The sequence below is a fragment of the Thermococcus chitonophagus genome, assembly GCF_002214605.1.
Taxonomy (GTDB): Archaea; Methanobacteriota_B; Thermococci; order Thermococcales; family Thermococcaceae; genus Pyrococcus; species Pyrococcus chitonophagus.
The window spans coordinates 770,510-787,069 of sequence record NZ_CP015193.1; the positions used below are offsets into that span (position 1 = coordinate 770,510).

A 16,560-nucleotide genomic window follows, 5' to 3' on the forward strand; every position below is an offset into this window, starting at 1 on the left:
ATTTTCTTGTGTTTTCCTTGTACATAAGCAAACCTTAACCTTAATATCTCGCCCTCGTATTAAGCTGTGGATGGACATGATGAAGATGAACCCGCTGATCTGGTGATGAGGGCGCTCATAGCTGATACACAGAACTGTCCCCTAATGAAAATCCTTTTAACTGAATTAGGCGAACCAAATTCTGGCGAGGCCACATGGAGTACGTCATAGAAGCTGAAAATCTCACGATAACCTATAATGGTTATGAAGCCGTCAAAGACTTGACGTTTAAATTGAAAAAAGGCGAGACTATGCTCTTGCTCGGCCCCAACGGTGCAGGTAAAACAACCTTACTCAAGGTTCTCGCGGGATTTCACACGGAGTACAGGGGGAAGATCCTGGTTTTTGGAAAGCCTCCCGTTGAAGTAAAGGACAGAGTCGCTTACGTGCCCCAAACTTTCTCCCTCAACACCAGAGTTCCCTTAAGCGTTCTAGACGTTGTGGCCATGGGGGCCCTCTATAAGAGGGGTGTAGTTCACTTCAATGTCCCCAGGGAGGTCATAGACAGGGCCTTGGAAGTCCTAGACTTTCTAGGTCTTAAGCACCTTGCAGAGAGGCCTTTTAGAGAGCTTAGCGGTGGTCAGAAGCAGAGAGTCTTGATAGCCCGGGCTCTAATGTCCAATCCGGAACTGTTGCTCTTAGATGAGCCCCTCTCTGCGCTAGACCCCAAGGCAAGAATCGATGCAACCTCTGCTCTCTCGAAGATAAAGGCTGAGATAGGGCTTACGATGGTTATAACGACCCATGATGTTAATCCCCTGATTGAGATAGGGGACAAAGTCATGCTTATAGACAGAAGGCTGGTGGCCTTCGGAACGCCCGAGGAAGTTCTTAGGGACGAGATAATAGGAAGCGTTTACGGGCCAGCCTCCAGAACAGTGAAAGTTGGTGAGAGGCTGTACTGCATAATAGGGGATGTGCACCTGAGGGTGAGGTAAAATGATAGAGGAGTACTTATTCAGAGCGATACTAGCGAGCTTAATGGTTGGAACTCTGCTCGGCTTGTTAAGCCCCTTAATAAACGTCAAGGGGATAGCCTTCCTTACCCACGCAACGTTTCATGCCCTCCTTTTTGGGGCGGTCCTGGGGATGATCCTGGGGTTAGTGGTGGGCAACCTCTCCCTGATATTCTGGATATCCTTAATAGTTGCTATAGTCGTGGTTATAGTCATAGCGGAAATGGAGATTAGGGGCTACTCCTCAGATACTGCAGTCGGCGCTACCGCGGGAATAGTCGCGGGCCTGACTGTTCTGGGCTTCGGGATACTCTACAAGGTCATGGCTTCTAGGCCTTACTTCGGCCTTTCCGAGAGCATCGTGACTTACCTCACCGGTGAGATATTCCTTATAACCCTGAACGACCTCTGGATGCTCGTTCTTGGCGGAATAATAGCCTTTGCGATAATGCTGGCCTTCTACAGGGACTTCATTTACCTCAGCTTTGATCCTGAGGGCCTCGAGAGTCATGGGGGGAATGCGAGGTTTTACCTTATGGTCCTATACTTCTTGGTCGGTGCAATCGGCGGTTTGATAGTCAAGACAGTTGGACTGATAACCCTTCAAGTCCTCGCGGTTCTCCCTGGGGCCATAGCCCTGACGCTTTCAAAGGATCTCCGCGGGTTGATTGGTCTTAGCTTGGGCATAACGCTCTTAACCCAGGTTTCCTCAGTGATCCTTGGCTACCTCCTAGACGTTCCGCCGAGCGGTTTGGCAACCGTATTCCTGGGGGCACTTTACGGGGCGTTAATGGTCAGGAGGAGGCTGACATGATTGTGGCGGGAATAGACGAAGCGGGTAGAGGACCGGCGATTGGGCCGCTCGTCATAGCGGTGGCCGTGGCTGAAGAGGGCAAGCTTGTGAAGCTTAGGGGCATTGGCGTTAAAGATTCAAAGCAGCTGACTCCGGAAAAGAGAAGGGAGCTGTTTGATGAGATAACTTCAATTCTCGACGATTACTTCATTCTGAAGGTGTGGCCCCAGGAAATAGACTCCAGGAAGGGAACCATGAACGAGCTCGAAGTTGAGAAGTTCGCTCAGGCTTTGAACTCCCTCACGATAAAGCCTCAAATCATCTATGCCGATGCGGCAGACGTTAAGGCTGAGAGATTTGCTAAGGCGATAAAGGCCAGGCTCTCCTATGAAGCTGAGGTTATAGCTGAACACAAGGCCGATGCTAAGTACCCAATAGTTTCTGCAGCCTCAATACTTGCGAAGGTCACGAGGGATGAGGAGATAGAAAGGCTAAAGGAGGAGTACGGCGACTTCGGCTCTGGCTACCCGAGCGATCCCAGGACGAAGAAGTGGCTTGAAGAGTGGTTTAAGGCTCACAAAAGCTTCCCGCCAATAGTCAGGAGAACGTGGGACACGGTAAAGAGGATTGAGGAGAAGTATAAAGGGGAGCAGCTAACGCTTGACAAGTTTTTTAAGAAGCCTTAGGACTTCAAGCCAACCTTCGAAGTACTCCTTTATCCACTTCCAGTACATCCTCAGGGACTTCTCGAAGTACTCCCACTTGACTATGTCGTAGCCTATAACGCCTAGTGCTACCGCCGCTGGAGGGACTAGTGGGGTTGCGTAGAATATGAACTGAGTTTTGCCTCCGAGAACGTACTGCAAGGTAAAGAATCCTACTACAGACCAGAACATCCAGAATATCTCGTGTAATCCTTTTCTTCTCACTGCAACGTATGGCACCGCGAATATGAAGACTATCATTGCGAGCATAAGTATGGGATCTGTAACTGCGTAGACGTCTGGATTGTAGTGGAATGGGAAGGGCTTTAGTGAGATGAACCACGTCCAAACTGGTGCTTCTGCTGGATGTTGCCCTTTGAAGCTTAGATGCCAAGCGAAGCTTGCCAGGAACTCTTGGAACCATGGGAGAAAGCCTATTGCCTTTATTATTGGAATCTCTGGAATCATGAAACCCACTATTGGCAGCACGACTCCGGAAAGTATAAACTCCTTCCAGTCCCTCTCTCTTAGTATCTTAATCCACAGTATTGGAAACACGAAGGCCCCGCTAAGCTTGGTTGCTGCCGCCAATCCCAAGGCAAATCCGGAAAGTCTGATTCTGTTGAGGGCTATCGTGAGCATGAAGAGCGCCACAAAGAAGGCAACGTGTATGTCGAGCATCGCAACGATTCCGGTTGCGAATAACAGTGGATCCAAAGCTGAGAAGGTGGCGGCTATTGCCGATGCTAGGTAGCTCCTTGTCAGCCTGTAAGTTACGAACACCACTATAACGACTATGAGAGCGTGCTCTATTATTCCGGGAATTCTCCAGTAGAAGGGCTTATCGTTTATTAGCATCCCCAGGGCTATAAGATCCTTCCCCAGGAAGGGGTGCTCAGTGTTCAGGTACTTGTGGATGTTTTCTTTATCTGGATATTTATAGCCGGGAACGACCCTTATCCCCTTGATTTTCTCCGCTTCCTTTATGAAATCATTTAGGTACTCCTTTGGAATTTCGTAGTAAACCCCTGGGAATTCCGAATAGGGAGTATAGCTCGTGAAGAAGTTCCTGTATGCTATCTCCCAGACTTTAAGCTTCAAACTCTCCCATTCAGTCTCGTTCATTGTATAGTTGAATGGTATTACCTTGATTCTAACTCCGAGCTTCCTCGCAAAATCGGGGAGTTGGGGGTATTCTCTGTAGAACCCTTCAAACTTGAGGCCGTGAAAGTAGACTATGACTTTCCCCGCATATAGGGGTTCATTATAGATCACGTTAACCCCTGCGGTGTCGTTTTCAATGTACTTGACCTTGATTCCTAGAAGGGACAGCATGTTTCTAGTCGCCGAGACGTACCAGACTTCATCCCCCATGTAGTCGTTTACTTTGGCCCATTCAATCATGTAGTACGTTGAGCCTCCAATTAAGATTATCAAGTAAGAAAAAAACACTATCTCCCTCCATCTTCTCTTCAGTATAGAGTAATCCAAACTTCCTCCCCCCGTCTGTAGCCTTCGCTGTCTTCTGGAACCTCAAGATAAGCGTTACTCTCGACAAGGGAGCTAATTATTCCGCTCCCCCTCTTCTTTATCACCCTAGCCTTTCCATTACTGTAGTGAACCTTTACGAACTCATGCCTTCCCAACTGGCTTGGAACGTCATCTTCAAGTACTGCTTTGATCTTTACCTCGTAGTCCCTCGCCCCAACCATTTTAGCTAAGGCGTGCTTTACGAACAAGTGAAACTGAGTGAAGACGGCAACTGGGTAGCCGCTCATTATGAAGACCTTCTCCCCATAACCGATGGGCCTCCCGGGCTTTATCGTTGTCCCGTGGAACTTCAGATCCACGAACTTGTGGGCGTAGTCTTTATCCCCAAAGGCAGATCCTCCTGTGACTAAAACTAGGTCACACTCTTTTTTGGCCCTCTCAATAGTTTCTTTAATTTCCTCTTCATTATCGGGCACGACTCCGTAAAACACGGGCTCTCCGAAGTACCTCTCTACAAGACTAATGAGCATTATTGAGTTCGTTTCAACTATCTTACCTCCCTCAAAGGCTTCTTCACTCGGTTCGTCAACAAGCTCGCTTCCCGTGATTATTATCCCTACTTTGGGCTTCCTCTTTACTTTGACCTTCTTAATTCCAAGGGCCTTTAGCATTGCGAGGTCCTGGGGCCTTAGTATTTGACCCTTCTTTATTACAACCTCTCCTTTCTTGACGTCCTCTCCGGCAAATGCTATGTTCTGCCCTGGGGCCACGGGTCTCAGTATGTATATCTTGTTCCCCTCCCTCTTCACCATCTCCTGCATTATAACGGCATTTGCCCCCTTGGGAATCTTGGCCCCGGTAAGGACTTTGATGGCCTTCCCTGGGGTAACCTCCTTCTTTGGTGCCTCTCCTGCGGGAATTTCCTCAACAACCTCGAGCTCGACCGGACTGTACTCCCTAGCTTGAAATGTGTCTTCGGCCCTAACTGCATATCCATCAACGGCCGACCTGTCGAATGGAGGCACCGTAAACCTTGAAACTATGTCTTCAGCGAGCACCCTACCGATGGCTTTTTCAAGCGGTACAACTTCACCCTCTACCTCATCAATGTCTTCCAGAAGAGCCTTAAGGGCCTCCTTGTATGGAGTCAGCTTCTTGAACTCCAACGGCACCACCTGATCTTGAAAAAAGTGTTGAAAAGTTAAAAAGTTACTTGGAGTGCTTCTTGAGGAGGGCAATATAGCTGAGAAAAGTTCCCGTTGAAATTGTGTCTCCAAGCCCAACCGTTGATACCGGGTTTGGAACCAGCCTTGTAGGCACGACAACGACTTTGTACTCCCTCATCCTGAGCTTCCTCTTTGCTTCCTCGAACCTCAGCTTAACGTAGTCGCTCCTCTCATTGAAAGGAACCTTAAGCCCAACTTCATAGTCCTCTGGCTTGGTTATGTCGCCGAGAGATGCCCTCGCTGCAGCTAGCGTTGTTCCGAACTCTAGGCTTTTTGCGAGCTCTTCTTCGCTCAACGGATTGTCCCTGTGGGTTATGTACATGAGGTAGTATATCGTGTGAACCTGAAGTATCTCGAAGTTGAGCTCATCGAGAATTATCATCCCACCCAGTATTGCATCCTCAATCCTGTTGTAGGTGAATATCCTGTCCGCGAGATCCCTATAGCCGAGAACGCTGAGTATGTAGGCAATCTCGGCCTCATCCATTCCAACGCTGTCAACGAGCGGGAATATGTTTGTCACTACTTTCTTTCTGAGCTTCCTGTCTTGGATCGAGGCAAACTCCACGTGAACCTTTATGTCGGCTTCCTTAAGGAGTATTATATCCTCTTTGGCCTTCCTTAAATAGTAGTTTGCATCCTTTCCATCCGAATACTGGAGCCTTAGTCCCTGATATCCTGAAAGGATAGCCCCATCAACCTGTCTGCCTATCTCTGGGAGGAAGGGCCTGAGCTCATCCCTAGTTTCAATTCTGCTTATGCTCTCGAACCTTGAGGACACTATGAACCTCCCCGAGTGGGGAACCTCTATAACTTCCTCCCCAAGCTTGAACTTCATCCCCTTCCTGAACTCGAATATCCTGTTGACCTTGAGCGGATCCCCTTCCCTGTACGCCTCTTGGATTGGCTTCAGCTTAAGCTCTCCATCCTCCACTACTGGATACAGAATTCCCTCCCTGAAAAGCTCGGCAAGCCTCTTTGGTAGAAACGGGGTGTACGCAATTACCTTCTTAACTCTGAGCCCTGCCATGAGGTTGGCTATTATTCCAGCCTGTCCTCCTATCCTCTCCATGTCGTACTTGAACGTCTCATCGAACCATCTGTGCATCTCCTCGTTTACGAGTGGAACTGCCATTGGCTTTCCGGTTTTAAGGGCGTGGATTAGCCTTGCGACGAAGTCAATTGGTTCTTCTATTCTCCTAGGATACTCTTCAATTTTTCTTCTGATTTCATCAGCTCCAAAGGAGTCAATAAGTCCTTGAACTACCTCTGGCTTGAGGTTTACTATTGCATCAACGTTAGCGTTGTAAGCTGTATACGCGCTAAGCCCTCTTACCTCATCGAGCATAATATATCACCTGCAGTGTTATTTAACCACAAGACAATCGTGCAATCCTTTAAAAAACTTTTTCAACCTATTTATAAAGTAAGGTGCCGAGAAGTGTTCAGTCGGTGAGGCTCATGGCGAGGGATGAAGTTAGGAGAATTCTTCCCGCTGATATTAAGAGGGAAGTGCTCATCAAGGATGAGAAAGCTGAAACCAACCCAAAGTGGGGCTTTCCTCCGGACAAGAGGCCCATAGAGCTACACATGCAGTTCGGAGTTATAAACCTCGATAAACCACCCGGCCCAACGAGCCACGAGGTTGTTGCTTGGATAAAGAAGCTGTTCAACTTGGAGAAGGCTGGCCACGGTGGAACTTTGGATCCTAAGGTAAGTGGAGTTTTGCCCGTAGCTTTAGAAAAAGCAACCAGGGTTGTTCAGGCCTTACTTCCCGCTGGAAAAGAGTATGTAGCTTTGATGCATCTCCACGGTGACGTCCCTGAAGACAAAATAGTCAAGGTGATGAAGGAGTTCGAGGGTGAGATAATCCAGAGGCCCCCACTCAGGAGCGCTGTCAAGAGGAGGCTGAGAACTAGGAAGGTTTACTACATAGAGATACTTGAAATTGAGGGGAGGGACGTGCTGTTTAGGGTTGGAGTGGAGGCTGGAACTTACATAAGATCGCTTATTCACCACATTGGATTGGCTTTAGGAGTTGGAGCCCACATGGCCGAGCTCAGGAGGACTAGGAGCGGGCCATTCAAAGAGGACGAAACCCTAGTGACGCTCCACGATTTAGTTGACTACTACCACTTCTGGAAGGAGGACGGCATTGAAGAATACTTCAGGAAGGCCATACAGCCCATGGAGAAGGCCGTTGAGCATCTGCCCAAGGTGTGGATAAAGGATTCAGCCGTTGCCGCCGTTACCCACGGTGCCGATCTAGCGGTTCCCGGAATAGCCAAGCTTAACGCTGGGATAAAGAGGGGGGATCTGGTCGCGATAATGACGCTCAAGGATGAATTAGTAGCCTTAGGCAAGGCTGTGATGACAAGTCAGGAGATGCTTCAGAAGAGCAAGGGGATAGCCGTGGATGTAGAAAAGGTGTTCATGCCCAGGGACTGGTATCCAAAGATGTGGTGAATACTTAATTTTATCTTTAATTATGCCATTTATCCTTGTGGTGGGCTAAATGGAGACCCGAAAGTGTCCTCTCTGTGGTGGTACCATGGTCAAAAGCAGGAGTAAGACTGGAGGATACGCCCGCTACTTCTGGCAACCGCCATGGAAGAGCAAAACTACCGGGCTTTTAAGGCCTGTTTTGGAGGCTACTCCTTGGCTTTGCCTTGATTGCGGGGCTGTGATAGCCTATATTGAGGATGAAAAACTCCAAATCTTAAGGGAAGAGTTCGAAGAAGAAAAGCTCAAAGGTGTTCGGACTTGAAGGTTTACGTGATAGGTTTCACTCCCCAAGAAGTTGAAGAGCTAAAGAAAATCCTGGGGATGGAAGTCTTATGCATCCCGGAGTACTGCAGGGACTGGGTTCTTGCTTCAATAGTATCCCAGGAAAAGCTTGAGGGAAGGAGCGATTGGCACTTCAGAAAGTTCATAATAATCCACGGGGCCACAAATGAAGAGATCAAGAAGATCCTGGGGGCTGTAAAGAGGAAGTTTAAGAATGTTATATTCGCAACAACCACGCCAACCTCGCTAACTTGGAGGCTTGAGGATCTACTCAACGAGCTAATAAGGGAGGATGAATACTTCAAAAACTTAAGAATGAGAAGAGGTCCCTATCTAGAGCTCTGACAGCTTTCCTTTGCTTCTACCTCAAACTCTCTCTTTAGTATCCCCCTCCAGAAATCCACATCTTTACTCGCAACCTCCCTAGTGTCGTAGATTACCTCGAGCCTGTACTTTTCTCCTTTCGTGACGTTCCACCAACATAAGTCAATTCTGTATTCAGTGCTCACGCTCTCCCCGGGCTTTAAGTCAACGACGCTTTCTTTCCCTAAGGGTAGAGAGGTTGGAACCGGCCCCATAAACTTTAACTCTTCGCTGCCCTTGAACAGCCTGTACTTCACCGTTATGAAGTAGATCGGCCTCGCAACTCTAATTGTGTTGTTATCAACATTTACTATCTCTATCTTGGCCAAATACTGGTTGTTCTTGTCGTAGTGCAACTTAACTTTAAGATCAACTTTTCCAAACTTTGAAGGCGTAGTCGTTTGCTCCTGCCCTATGCACCCAACCATTAGTACGACCAACGCTATTAGGAAAAGTGAACCAATCTTCATGAGTGAAAATGTTCACAAATCCTTAAATAACTTTTGGTAGATGCTAGATCATGCCCCACTACTATTCGCGGGAGCCTCAAACTCCTTTAAAAACCAAAACAATTGAAGTCTGCATTAGAGGTTACTGCTTCAAATTTATAACGGCCAGCAGTGTCTTTTCCTTTGGCAAGCTAGATAAAGGGACAGAGCTTTTAATAGAGAGTATGATCCTCAACCCAGGATGGCGAGTTCTCGATTTAGGTTGCGGCTACGGTGCGATAGGGATAGTGGCATCGAGATTTGTTGAGCACGTCGTCATGACTGACGTAAACAGGAGGGCAGTAATGATAGCAAAGAAGAACATAAAGCTGAACAACGTTAGGAACGCTGAAGTTAGGTACGGCAACCTGTACGAGCCCGTCAAGGGAGAGAAGTTCAATTCAATAATCACTAATCCCCCGGTTCATGCGGGAAAGGATGTTCTTGAAAGAATAATAAGGGAAGCACCGTTGCACCTTGAAGATGGTGGCCTTTTGCAGATGGTTATAAAGACGAAGCAAGGGGCGAAGTGGGTAAAGGAGGTCATGGAGGACACTTTTGCCGAAGTTATTGAGCTGGCTAAGGGTAGTGGCTACAGGGTTTACGCTGGGAAGAAATAGTTATAAACGCATCACATTGAATGGTATCGAGGGTAAAGTTTATTAAAGGCTTAATGCAGGACACCTTCACCGAGTGGGAGTGCCGGGATAGCCCAGCCTGGTAGGGCGCGGGCCTTGAGAGCCCGTGGGCGTTTGCCCGCCGGGGTTCAAATCCCCGTCCCGGCGCCAGAATTATCCTTATAATTTAAGGGGTGGTAAAATGGCTGATTTCAGGCACATAGTTCGTGTTGCGGGAGTTGATTTGGATGGACACAAGCAATTAAGGTGGGCGCTCACCGGAATCAAGGGAGTTGGCATTAACTTCGCTACAATGGTCTGTAGAGTTGCAGGGCTTGATCCATTCATGAAGGCAGGCTACCTTACAGACGAGCAGGTCAAGAAAATAGAGGAGATCCTTGCAGATCCAATTGCTCATGGAATCCCAAGATGGGCAGTTAACAGACCGAAGGACTACGACACTGGTAAAGATCTACACCTCATTACGGCCAAGCTTGACATGGCCATAAGAGAGGACATCATGAGGCTTAGGAGGATAAGGGCTTACAGGGGTATCAGACACGAGCTCGGTCTACCAGTTAGGGGTCAGAGAACTAGGTCCAACTTCAGGAGAGGTCAGACAGTTGGTGTGAGCAGGAAGAAGAAGTGATGGGGTGGTGAGAAATGGGAGATCCTAAGAGGCAGAGGAAGAAGTATGAAACTCCACCTCACCCATGGATTAAGGAGAGGCTCGATAGGGAAAGAGTATTGATGGATAAGTACGAGCTGAAGAACAAGAAGGAGCTATGGAAGCACGAGACCCAGCTTAAGAACTTCAGAAGAAGGGCGAGGAGGCTACTCGCTGCAAGGGGTAAGCAGGCCGAGATCGAGAGACAACAGCTACTCGCCAGACTCAGGAGGCTTGGTCTCCTTCCAGAGGATGCAGTCCTTGATGATGTTCTCTCACTGACCATTGAGGACATCCTTGAGAGGAGGCTACAGACGATAGTCTACAAGAAGGGACTAGCTAGGACAATGAGGCAGGCTAGGCAGCTCATAGTTCACGGTCACATCGAGGTCAACGGTCAGATAATAAGGTCACCAAGCTATCTCGTCCTTAAAGAAGAGGAGGACACGATTACCTATGCCAAGACGTCACCCTTCGCGAATCCACAGCACCCCGAGAGGATGATGATTGAGAAGGCTAAGCAGGGTGGTGAGGCATGAGCGAGGAGCAGGTTAACATTAAAAAGAAGGAGAAGTGGGGAATTGCTCACATCTACTCAAGCTACAACAACACGATCATCCATATCACCGACATCACCGGAGCTGAAACGATAAGCAGGTGGAGCGGTGGTATGGTAGTTAAGGCTGACAGAGATGAGCCTTCACCCTATGCAGCCATGATCGCCGCTAAGAGGGCTGCTGAAGAAGCCCTCGAGAAGGGAATTATTGGAGTCCACATAAGGGTGAGAGCCCCAGGAGGAAGCAAGAGTAAGACTCCTGGACCAGGAGCCCAAGCGGCAATTAGAGCTCTTGCTAGGGCAGGCCTCAAGATAGGTAGGGTTGAGGACGTAACGCCAATACCCCACGATGGTACTAGGCCTAAGGGTGGTAGGAGAGGTAGGCGTGTCTGATCTCTCTATTTTATTTTCGCTGGAGGAGTGAAAATGGCTGAGATTGAGATTCTCGAAAAGAGGGATGACTCAATTAAGTTCATTCTAAAGGGTGTTCACGTTGCCTTTGCAAACGCCCTAAGGAGGACTATTCTTGCTGAAGTCCCAACGTTTGCCGTAGATGAAGTTGAATTTTATGAGAACGACTCAGCACTCTTCGATGAGATCATAGCCCACAGGCTTGCTATGATTCCGCTCACAACTCCCGTTGACAGGTTTGAACTTGATGCCCTTGAGCTTGATGATTACACTGTAACCCTCTCCCTTGAAGCTGAGGGCCCGGCAATAGTCTATTCTGGCGACTTGAAGAGTGATGATCCTGATGTTAAGCCCGTAACTCCTGATATTCCAATAGTTAAGCTGGCCAAGGGTCAGAGGCTCGTGTTCAATGCATACGCGAAGCTTGGAAGGGGAAAGGATCACGCAAAGTGGCAGCCGGGCTTTGTCTACTACAAGTACTACACTAAGATCCACATAAGCAAGGAGATTGAGGGCTGGGAAAAGCTGAAGAAGCTTGCTAAGAAGAGGGGACTGCCCATAGAGGAAACGGATTCTGAGGTTATAGTAACGACAATAAAGCCGTTCTACATTCCAAAGGAATTTGAGGAATACGAAGGAGATAAGATTTGGGAAGAGATAGTGCCCGACACTTACGTTTTCACGGTTGAAACTAATGGAGAGCTTCCCGTTGAGGAGATAGTTAGCATTGCGCTCAAGATACTCATGAGGAAGGCCGATAGGTTTATAAATGAACTTCAAAGATTAGCTGGATGATCTGAGCGGGGGTTGCCGAGCCTGGTCAAAGGCGCGGGATTTAGGGTCCCGTCCCGTAGGGGTTCCGGGGTTCAAATCCCCGCCCCCGCACCACACTTTCACGCTCACCCCGCCCTTGTCGGTTTCCCTGCGGCGAGATAATAGCTTAAGGAGGATGGCTTTATGAAGAGGACTGGTCCAACTGATCCAAACCTTAGAAGGCTCATTCGCTTCCTTAGGAAGAAGTCAAATGAGCAGGGTGTAAAGATCTGGAAGGACATAGCTTGGAGGCTCGAAAGGCCCAGAAGGCAGAGAGCGGAGGTTAACGTCAGCAAGATAAACAGGTACGCAAAGGATGGTGAAATGATAGTGGTTCCTGGGAGCGTCCTTGGTGCTGGAAGGCTTGAGAAAAAGGTTATAGTTGCGGCATGGAAGTTCAGTGAAACAGCGAAGAAGAAGATCGTGGAGGCAGGAGGGGAGGCAATAACAATTGAGGAGCTCGTCGAGAGGAACCCGAAGGGAAGTGGAGTAAGGATAATGGAGTGATGGGCCATGAGGATTATTAACGCTGATGGTTTAATCCTTGGAAGGCTCGCTTCAAAGGTTGCAAAGATGCTCCTTGAGGGCGAGGAGGTTGTAATAGTCAACGCTGAGAAGGCGGTAATAACGGGCAACAGGGATGTTATATTCAAGAAGTACAAGCAGAGGACAGGACTTAGAACTCTCACGAACCCCAGAAGAGGTCCCTTTTACCCAAAGAGGAGTGATGAAATAGTTAGGAGGACCATTAGGGGAATGCTTCCATGGAAGACTGACAGGGGGAGGAAGGCCTTCAAGAGGCTTAAGGTCTACGTCGGCGTTCCAAAGGAGTTCCAGGGGAAGCAGCTTGAGACAATAATGGAGGCTCACGTTTCAAGACTCTCAAGGCCGAAGTATGTTACAGTTGGAGAGGTAGCCAAGTTCTTAGGAGGAAAGTTCTGAGGTGGTGTGAATGAGGATCATCCAGACTACTGGTAAGAGGAAGACTGCTATCGCGAGGGCAGTTATTAGGGAAGGTAAGGGCAGGGTTAGGATCAACGGGAAGCCAGTTGAAATTATCGAGCCAGAGATTGCAAGGTTCACGATCCTTGAGCCCCTAATCCTTGCTGGGGAGGAGATATGGAACAGCGTTGATATCGACGTTAAGGTTCAGGGTGGAGGTTTCATGGGTCAGGCTGAGGCCGCTAGGATTGCAATAGCTAGGGCATTAGTAGAGTGGACTGGGGACATGAACCTCAAGGAGAAGTTCATGAAGTACGACAGGACAATGCTCGTTGGAGATCCAAGAAGGACGGAACCTCACAAGCCCAACAGGTCAACCAAGGGTCCGAGAGCGAAGAGGCAGAAGAGCTATCGTTGATCTCCCTCCGTTAATTTTAAAAACTCTTTATTATCGAAAAGCGAGTGGGGTGTTAGTCCTTGATAATCCCCGTGAGATGCTTTACCTGTGGGAAGGTAATTGGAGATAAGTATTACGAGTTCAAGAAAAGGGTTGAGGCCGGGGAGGATCCCGAGAAGGTGCTTGATGACCTTGGTCTTGAGAGATACTGTTGCAGGAGAATGCTCCTCAGTCACGTCGAGTTAATCGATGAGATAATGCACTACAGAGTTTATTAAAAACCAGCCTTTCTTTGTTTAGGCGGGGCCGTGGGGTAGCTTGGCTATCCTCCCGGCCTGGGGCGCCGGTGACCCGGGTTCAAATCCCGGCGGCCCCACCAAAATTTTAGAGGTGATGTCCGTGTTCAAGTACACGAGGTTTGAAAAAGCTAGGATTATAGGTGCGAGGGCCCTCCAGATAGCAATGGGAGCGCCTGTCCTTATAGACGTCCCAGAGGGAATAACTCCTCTTGATGCCGCAATCATGGAGTTCGAAAAGGGCGTGATACCAATAACAGTAATTAGGCCGAGCTGATGCAGAATGAGCGTCATACAGAATGTTATTGGTAGGGTTGTGGTTTTAAGAGGGGGAAAGTATTCGGTTGAAGTGGATGTTGTTACCGATGATGGTTTTGGCAGATTTGCTTCCCCTATTGAAGAGAGCCCTCTTCTCCATATTGCCGAGGCAAGGAGGGCCGTTAGTGAGGTTGATGAAATTATAGGGCCGGAGCTCATTGGCTTTGATGCCGTAGAGCAGGAGCTTATCGACAGCTACCTGTGGGAGATTGACGGGACTGATGACCTAAGCCACATAGGTGCCAACACGGCCTTAGCAGTTTCTGTTGCAATAGCAAAGGCCGCCGCGAGCTCTAGGGATCTTTCTTTGTATTCATACATTGGCGGCACATTCACGACCGAACTCCCAGTTCCAATGCTCACTTTCGCTAGAGATGAGAACTTTGAATACCACCTCATAGTTAGGGATCTTCTCGAGGTTACGGACATAATAGATGCAATCAGCAAGATATTGGAGAGTTCCTCAGGATTAAGCCTAGAAGACCTCTCTAGGGCTTCTGAAGAAGTAGGGATGGAGCTTGGTCTTGAAGTAGCCCTGGGAATTACAATGAAGAAAGAGATGGACATTGAATCTGTGCTGAGTTTAGTCGAGGACAACAACATTGCCTATATAAAACCCATAGGGAAGCCTGAGCTGTTCCTTGAGCTTATAGCTGGAACCCATGGCGTTTTTATAGATGGAGAGTACCTCTTCAGGACTAAGAACATATTGGACAGGAGGTACTACAACGCATTATCAATAAAACCTATAAACCTTGGAACGCTCACCGACTTGTACAACTTCGTGAACGATGTGAAGGCTGAAAAAATAACCCCGATTTTGGCTGAGGCTAAGTATGAGCCCGCCGATGAAACTCTCCCTCATATAGCGCTGGGCCTCAGGTGCCCAGCTATGCTGATAGACTGGAACTCGGTTGAGAAAATTAATGAATTGAATAGAATTGCCGAGGAGTTAGGTGAAAGGGGTAGGATAATAACGTTTGAAGAGTAGGGGAGGTGTTTGGGATGGCTGATGAGTATCTCGTTCCACTCGACCAGTATTTAGCGGCTGGAGTGCACATAGGGACGCAGCAGAAGACCAAAGACATGAAGAAGTTCATCTACAGAGTCAGGCAGGATGGCCTTTACGTCCTCGACGTTAGGAAGACCGATGAGAGGCTTAAAGTGGCAGGAAAGTTCCTTGCTAAGTTTGAACCCCAGAGCATTCTGGCTGTGAGCGTTAGGCTTTACGGTCAGAAGCCCGTGAAGAAGTTCGGTGAGGTTACAGGGGCAAGGGCAATGCCCGGAAGGTTCCTCCCAGGAACGATGACCAACCCAGCAGTGAAGAACTTCTTTGAGCCAGATGTGATAATCATTACAGACCCAAGAGCTGATCACCAGGCAATGAAAGAGGCAGTTGAGATTGGCATTCCAATAGTTGCCCTCGTTGACACCGAGAACCTCTTAAGCTATGTTGATCTTGCAATACCCACGAACAACAAGGGTAGGAAGGCCCTAGCTTTGATCTACTGGATACTCGCTAGGGAGATTCTGTACAACAGGGGAGAGATACAGAGCAGGGAAGACTTCAAGGTTCCGGTTGAGGAGTTCGAGATGAAGATAGTCAGAAGATGACTCCCTTTATTTTTTCTTCTTGGTGTTGAAGTTGCTCGTCTGTACTAAATGTGGAAGGAAATTTGAGGAGAAGTTCCTTCTACAGTGTGAGTGTGGAGGGACATTACTGGTTAGGAGGAACTATGATTCATTCCTTCCAGACCCCAGGTTCTTTGATATTAGGAGGTACCTGAGCTATCTCCCAGTTGATGCTAGCTTCTTGCCAAAAATACCTCCAATAATAACCCCAGTCGTTGAAATTGAGGGAATAGAGTTCAAGCTGGATTACCTCCACCCCACGGGTTCATTCAAAGACAGGGGGACCTTTGTCACAATAGCAAAGCTCAAAGAGGAAGGAATAAGCGAGGTTGTTTTAGACAGTTCTGGAAATGCCGCACTTAGCTTGGCATTTTACTCCATGATATCTGGAATTAAGGTTCACATATTCCTCTCCTATGATGCAAAGCCCGGGAAAATTTCAGCTTTGATGAATCTAAACGCGAAAGTTCACTTCGTTGAAGGTGACAGGATGAAAGTTCATGACAGTGCACTCGAATTTTCTAAAGCCACAGGAATTCCCTACGTCACCCACTGGCTGAATCCATACTTCATTGAAGGGACAAAGACCATAGCTTTTGAAATATACGAAGAAATTGGGGTTCCTGAAGAAATTTTCATACCAACTGGAAGCGGGACTGCTCTTCTAGGTGTTTGGAAGGGGTTTAAGGAGTTAATGGAGATTGGGGAGATAGAGAGACTTCCAAAACTCATTGCAGTTCAGGCGGAGGGCTTCGAAAGCCTCTGCCCGAGATCACCCAGGATCAATAAGCTTGCCGACGGAATAGCAATTCCAAATCCTCCAAGGCTTGAAGACATGAAGAAAGCCCTCGAAGAAACTGGAGGTTATTGTATAAGTGTTGGTGAAGATGATACTTTAGCAGCTCATCACTGGCTTAAAGCGAGAGGTCTTTTGGTTGAGGAAACCTCAGCTACGGCCCTTGCGGGATACTGGAAGGCAAGGGAGGAAGGCATTGCAACGGGAAATTCTTTAATCCTCCTAACCGGCGTTAAGAGGTAATTCTATAAACCTTCCCTCCTAGCAT

General features: G+C 48.1%; 23 protein-coding genes and 3 tRNA genes. 22 read left to right on the forward strand and 4 right to left on the reverse strand.

Going from position 1 to position 16,560, the window contains the following annotated elements; translation table 11 throughout:
* The first annotated feature begins 194 nt into the window (after positions 1–194).
* Genes A3L04_RS04320 through rnhB form a run of 3 tightly spaced genes read left to right on the forward strand, consistent with a single transcriptional unit; the run spans position 195 to position 2,474 of the window.
* Positions 195–977 (forward strand): metal ABC transporter ATP-binding protein, encoded by a 783-nt coding sequence (locus A3L04_RS04320; protein ID WP_068578875.1) that lies wholly within the window; start codon positions 195–197, stop codon positions 975–977.
* Position 978: 1 nt separating this feature from the next.
* The gene (locus tag A3L04_RS04325) at positions 979–1,809 is read left to right on the forward strand and encodes a metal ABC transporter permease (RefSeq protein ID WP_068578872.1); all 831 of its coding nucleotides are present in this window, start codon (positions 979–981) and stop codon (positions 1,807–1,809) included.
* Positions 1,806–2,474, forward strand: coding sequence for a ribonuclease HII (gene rnhB, locus A3L04_RS04330; RefSeq protein ID WP_068578870.1), 669 nt, complete (start codon positions 1,806–1,808; stop codon positions 2,472–2,474). Before A3L04_RS04325 ends, rnhB begins: the two co-directional genes overlap by 4 nt.
* On the opposite strand, the gene A3L04_RS04335 is transcribed toward rnhB, so the two are convergent.
* The 3 genes from A3L04_RS04335 to pfkC are packed head-to-tail and all read right to left on the reverse strand — an operon-like array spanning position 2,442 to position 6,557.
* Complete coding sequence (locus A3L04_RS04335) at positions 2,442–3,983, reverse strand: glycosyltransferase 87 family protein (protein ID WP_068578868.1); 1,542 nt, start codon at positions 3,981–3,983, stop codon at positions 2,442–2,444. The genes rnhB and A3L04_RS04335 overlap by 33 nt on opposite strands.
* Complete coding sequence (locus A3L04_RS04340; RefSeq protein ID WP_068578866.1) at positions 3,965–5,149, reverse strand: molybdopterin molybdotransferase MoeA; 1,185 nt, start codon at positions 5,147–5,149, stop codon at positions 3,965–3,967. Before A3L04_RS04340 ends, A3L04_RS04335 begins: the two co-directional genes overlap by 19 nt.
* Before the next feature lie 43 nt (positions 5,150–5,192).
* Positions 5,193–6,557: an ADP-specific phosphofructokinase gene (gene pfkC / locus A3L04_RS04345; protein WP_068578865.1), complete on the reverse strand. Its 1,365-nt coding sequence runs from the start codon at positions 6,555–6,557 to the stop codon at positions 5,193–5,195.
* Between the two features lie 113 nt (positions 6,558–6,670).
* Here pfkC and A3L04_RS04350 point away from each other — a divergent pair, with 113 nt between their 5' ends.
* From A3L04_RS04350 to A3L04_RS04360, 3 genes are read left to right on the forward strand one after another with little or no spacing between them, the layout of a single operon-like run.
* Positions 6,671–7,675, forward strand: a complete 1,005-nt coding sequence (locus tag A3L04_RS04350; RefSeq protein ID WP_068578863.1) for an RNA-guided pseudouridylation complex pseudouridine synthase subunit Cbf5 — start codon at positions 6,671–6,673, stop codon at positions 7,673–7,675.
* A gap of 49 nt (positions 7,676–7,724) precedes the next feature.
* Positions 7,725–7,976, forward strand: a complete 252-nt coding sequence (locus A3L04_RS04355; RefSeq protein ID WP_068578861.1) for a hypothetical protein — start codon at positions 7,725–7,727, stop codon at positions 7,974–7,976.
* Positions 7,973–8,341 carry a DUF3783 domain-containing protein gene (locus A3L04_RS04360; RefSeq protein WP_068578859.1) on the forward strand — a complete coding sequence of 123 codons (369 nt, stop codon included), beginning with the start codon at positions 7,973–7,975 and terminating at the stop codon, positions 8,339–8,341. The genes A3L04_RS04355 and A3L04_RS04360 overlap by 4 nt, the downstream gene beginning before the upstream one ends.
* Here the strand turns inward: A3L04_RS04360 and A3L04_RS04365 are convergent.
* Entirely contained in the window at positions 8,326–8,829 is a 504-nt protein-coding gene (locus A3L04_RS04365) for a hypothetical protein (RefSeq protein ID WP_068578857.1), read from the reverse strand. The two genes, A3L04_RS04360 and A3L04_RS04365, sit on opposite strands and share 16 nt — an antisense overlap.
* Before the next feature lie 50 nt (positions 8,830–8,879).
* Here A3L04_RS04365 and A3L04_RS04370 point away from each other — a divergent pair, with 50 nt between their 5' ends.
* From A3L04_RS04370 to A3L04_RS04445, 16 genes are all read left to right on the forward strand, one after another.
* Positions 8,880–9,467: a class I SAM-dependent methyltransferase gene (locus A3L04_RS04370; RefSeq protein ID WP_068578855.1), complete on the forward strand. Its 588-nt coding sequence runs from the start codon at positions 8,880–8,882 to the stop codon at positions 9,465–9,467.
* A gap of 81 nt (positions 9,468–9,548) precedes the next feature.
* Positions 9,549–9,635: transfer RNA gene (locus tag A3L04_RS04375), tRNA-Ser, on the forward strand.
* A gap of 31 nt (positions 9,636–9,666) precedes the next feature.
* A complete protein-coding gene (locus A3L04_RS04380; RefSeq protein ID WP_068578853.1) occupies positions 9,667–10,113 on the forward strand; it encodes a 30S ribosomal protein S13 in 447 nt (148 codons plus the stop codon).
* A 14-nt stretch (positions 10,114–10,127) separates the two neighbouring features.
* Positions 10,128–10,670 (forward strand): 30S ribosomal protein S4, encoded by a 543-nt coding sequence (locus A3L04_RS04385; RefSeq protein WP_068578851.1) that lies wholly within the window; start codon positions 10,128–10,130, stop codon positions 10,668–10,670.
* The gene (locus A3L04_RS04390; protein ID WP_068323532.1) at positions 10,667–11,080 is read left to right on the forward strand and encodes a 30S ribosomal protein S11; all 414 of its coding nucleotides are present in this window, start codon (positions 10,667–10,669) and stop codon (positions 11,078–11,080) included. Before A3L04_RS04385 ends, A3L04_RS04390 begins: the two co-directional genes overlap by 4 nt.
* A gap of 33 nt (positions 11,081–11,113) precedes the next feature.
* A complete protein-coding gene (locus tag A3L04_RS04395) occupies positions 11,114–11,893 on the forward strand; it encodes a DNA-directed RNA polymerase subunit D (RefSeq protein ID WP_068578848.1) in 780 nt (259 codons plus the stop codon).
* A gap of 5 nt (positions 11,894–11,898) precedes the next feature.
* Positions 11,899–11,986 (forward strand) — tRNA-Leu (locus A3L04_RS04400).
* Between the two features lie 69 nt (positions 11,987–12,055).
* Positions 12,056–12,418 carry a 50S ribosomal protein L18e gene (locus A3L04_RS04405; RefSeq protein WP_068578844.1) on the forward strand — a complete coding sequence of 121 codons (363 nt, stop codon included), beginning with the start codon at positions 12,056–12,058 and terminating at the stop codon, positions 12,416–12,418.
* Between the two features lie 6 nt (positions 12,419–12,424).
* The gene (gene rplM, locus A3L04_RS04410) at positions 12,425–12,853 is read left to right on the forward strand and encodes a 50S ribosomal protein L13 (RefSeq protein WP_068578842.1); all 429 of its coding nucleotides are present in this window, start codon (positions 12,425–12,427) and stop codon (positions 12,851–12,853) included.
* Positions 12,854–12,863: 10 nt separating this feature from the next.
* The gene (locus A3L04_RS04415; RefSeq protein WP_068323540.1) at positions 12,864–13,271 is read left to right on the forward strand and encodes a 30S ribosomal protein S9; all 408 of its coding nucleotides are present in this window, start codon (positions 12,864–12,866) and stop codon (positions 13,269–13,271) included.
* Between the two features lie 59 nt (positions 13,272–13,330).
* Positions 13,331–13,528: a DNA-directed RNA polymerase subunit N gene (locus tag A3L04_RS04420; protein ID WP_068578840.1), complete on the forward strand. Its 198-nt coding sequence runs from the start codon at positions 13,331–13,333 to the stop codon at positions 13,526–13,528.
* A 24-nt stretch (positions 13,529–13,552) separates the two neighbouring features.
* A tRNA-Pro gene (locus tag A3L04_RS04425) sits at positions 13,553–13,629 on the forward strand.
* 20 nt (positions 13,630–13,649) lie between these two features.
* The gene (locus tag A3L04_RS04430; RefSeq protein WP_068323541.1) at positions 13,650–13,823 is read left to right on the forward strand and encodes a DNA-directed RNA polymerase subunit K; all 174 of its coding nucleotides are present in this window, start codon (positions 13,650–13,652) and stop codon (positions 13,821–13,823) included.
* Positions 13,824–13,829: 6 nt separating this feature from the next.
* A complete protein-coding gene (locus A3L04_RS04435; RefSeq protein ID WP_068578839.1) occupies positions 13,830–14,855 on the forward strand; it encodes a hypothetical protein in 1,026 nt (341 codons plus the stop codon).
* A gap of 14 nt (positions 14,856–14,869) precedes the next feature.
* Positions 14,870–15,478 (forward strand): 30S ribosomal protein S2, encoded by a 609-nt coding sequence (gene rpsB, locus A3L04_RS04440; protein WP_068323545.1) that lies wholly within the window; start codon positions 14,870–14,872, stop codon positions 15,476–15,478.
* A 31-nt stretch (positions 15,479–15,509) separates the two neighbouring features.
* Entirely contained in the window at positions 15,510–16,535 is a 1,026-nt protein-coding gene (locus A3L04_RS04445; protein ID WP_068578837.1) for a pyridoxal-phosphate dependent enzyme, read from the forward strand.
* Positions 16,536–16,560 lie beyond the last annotated feature (25 nt).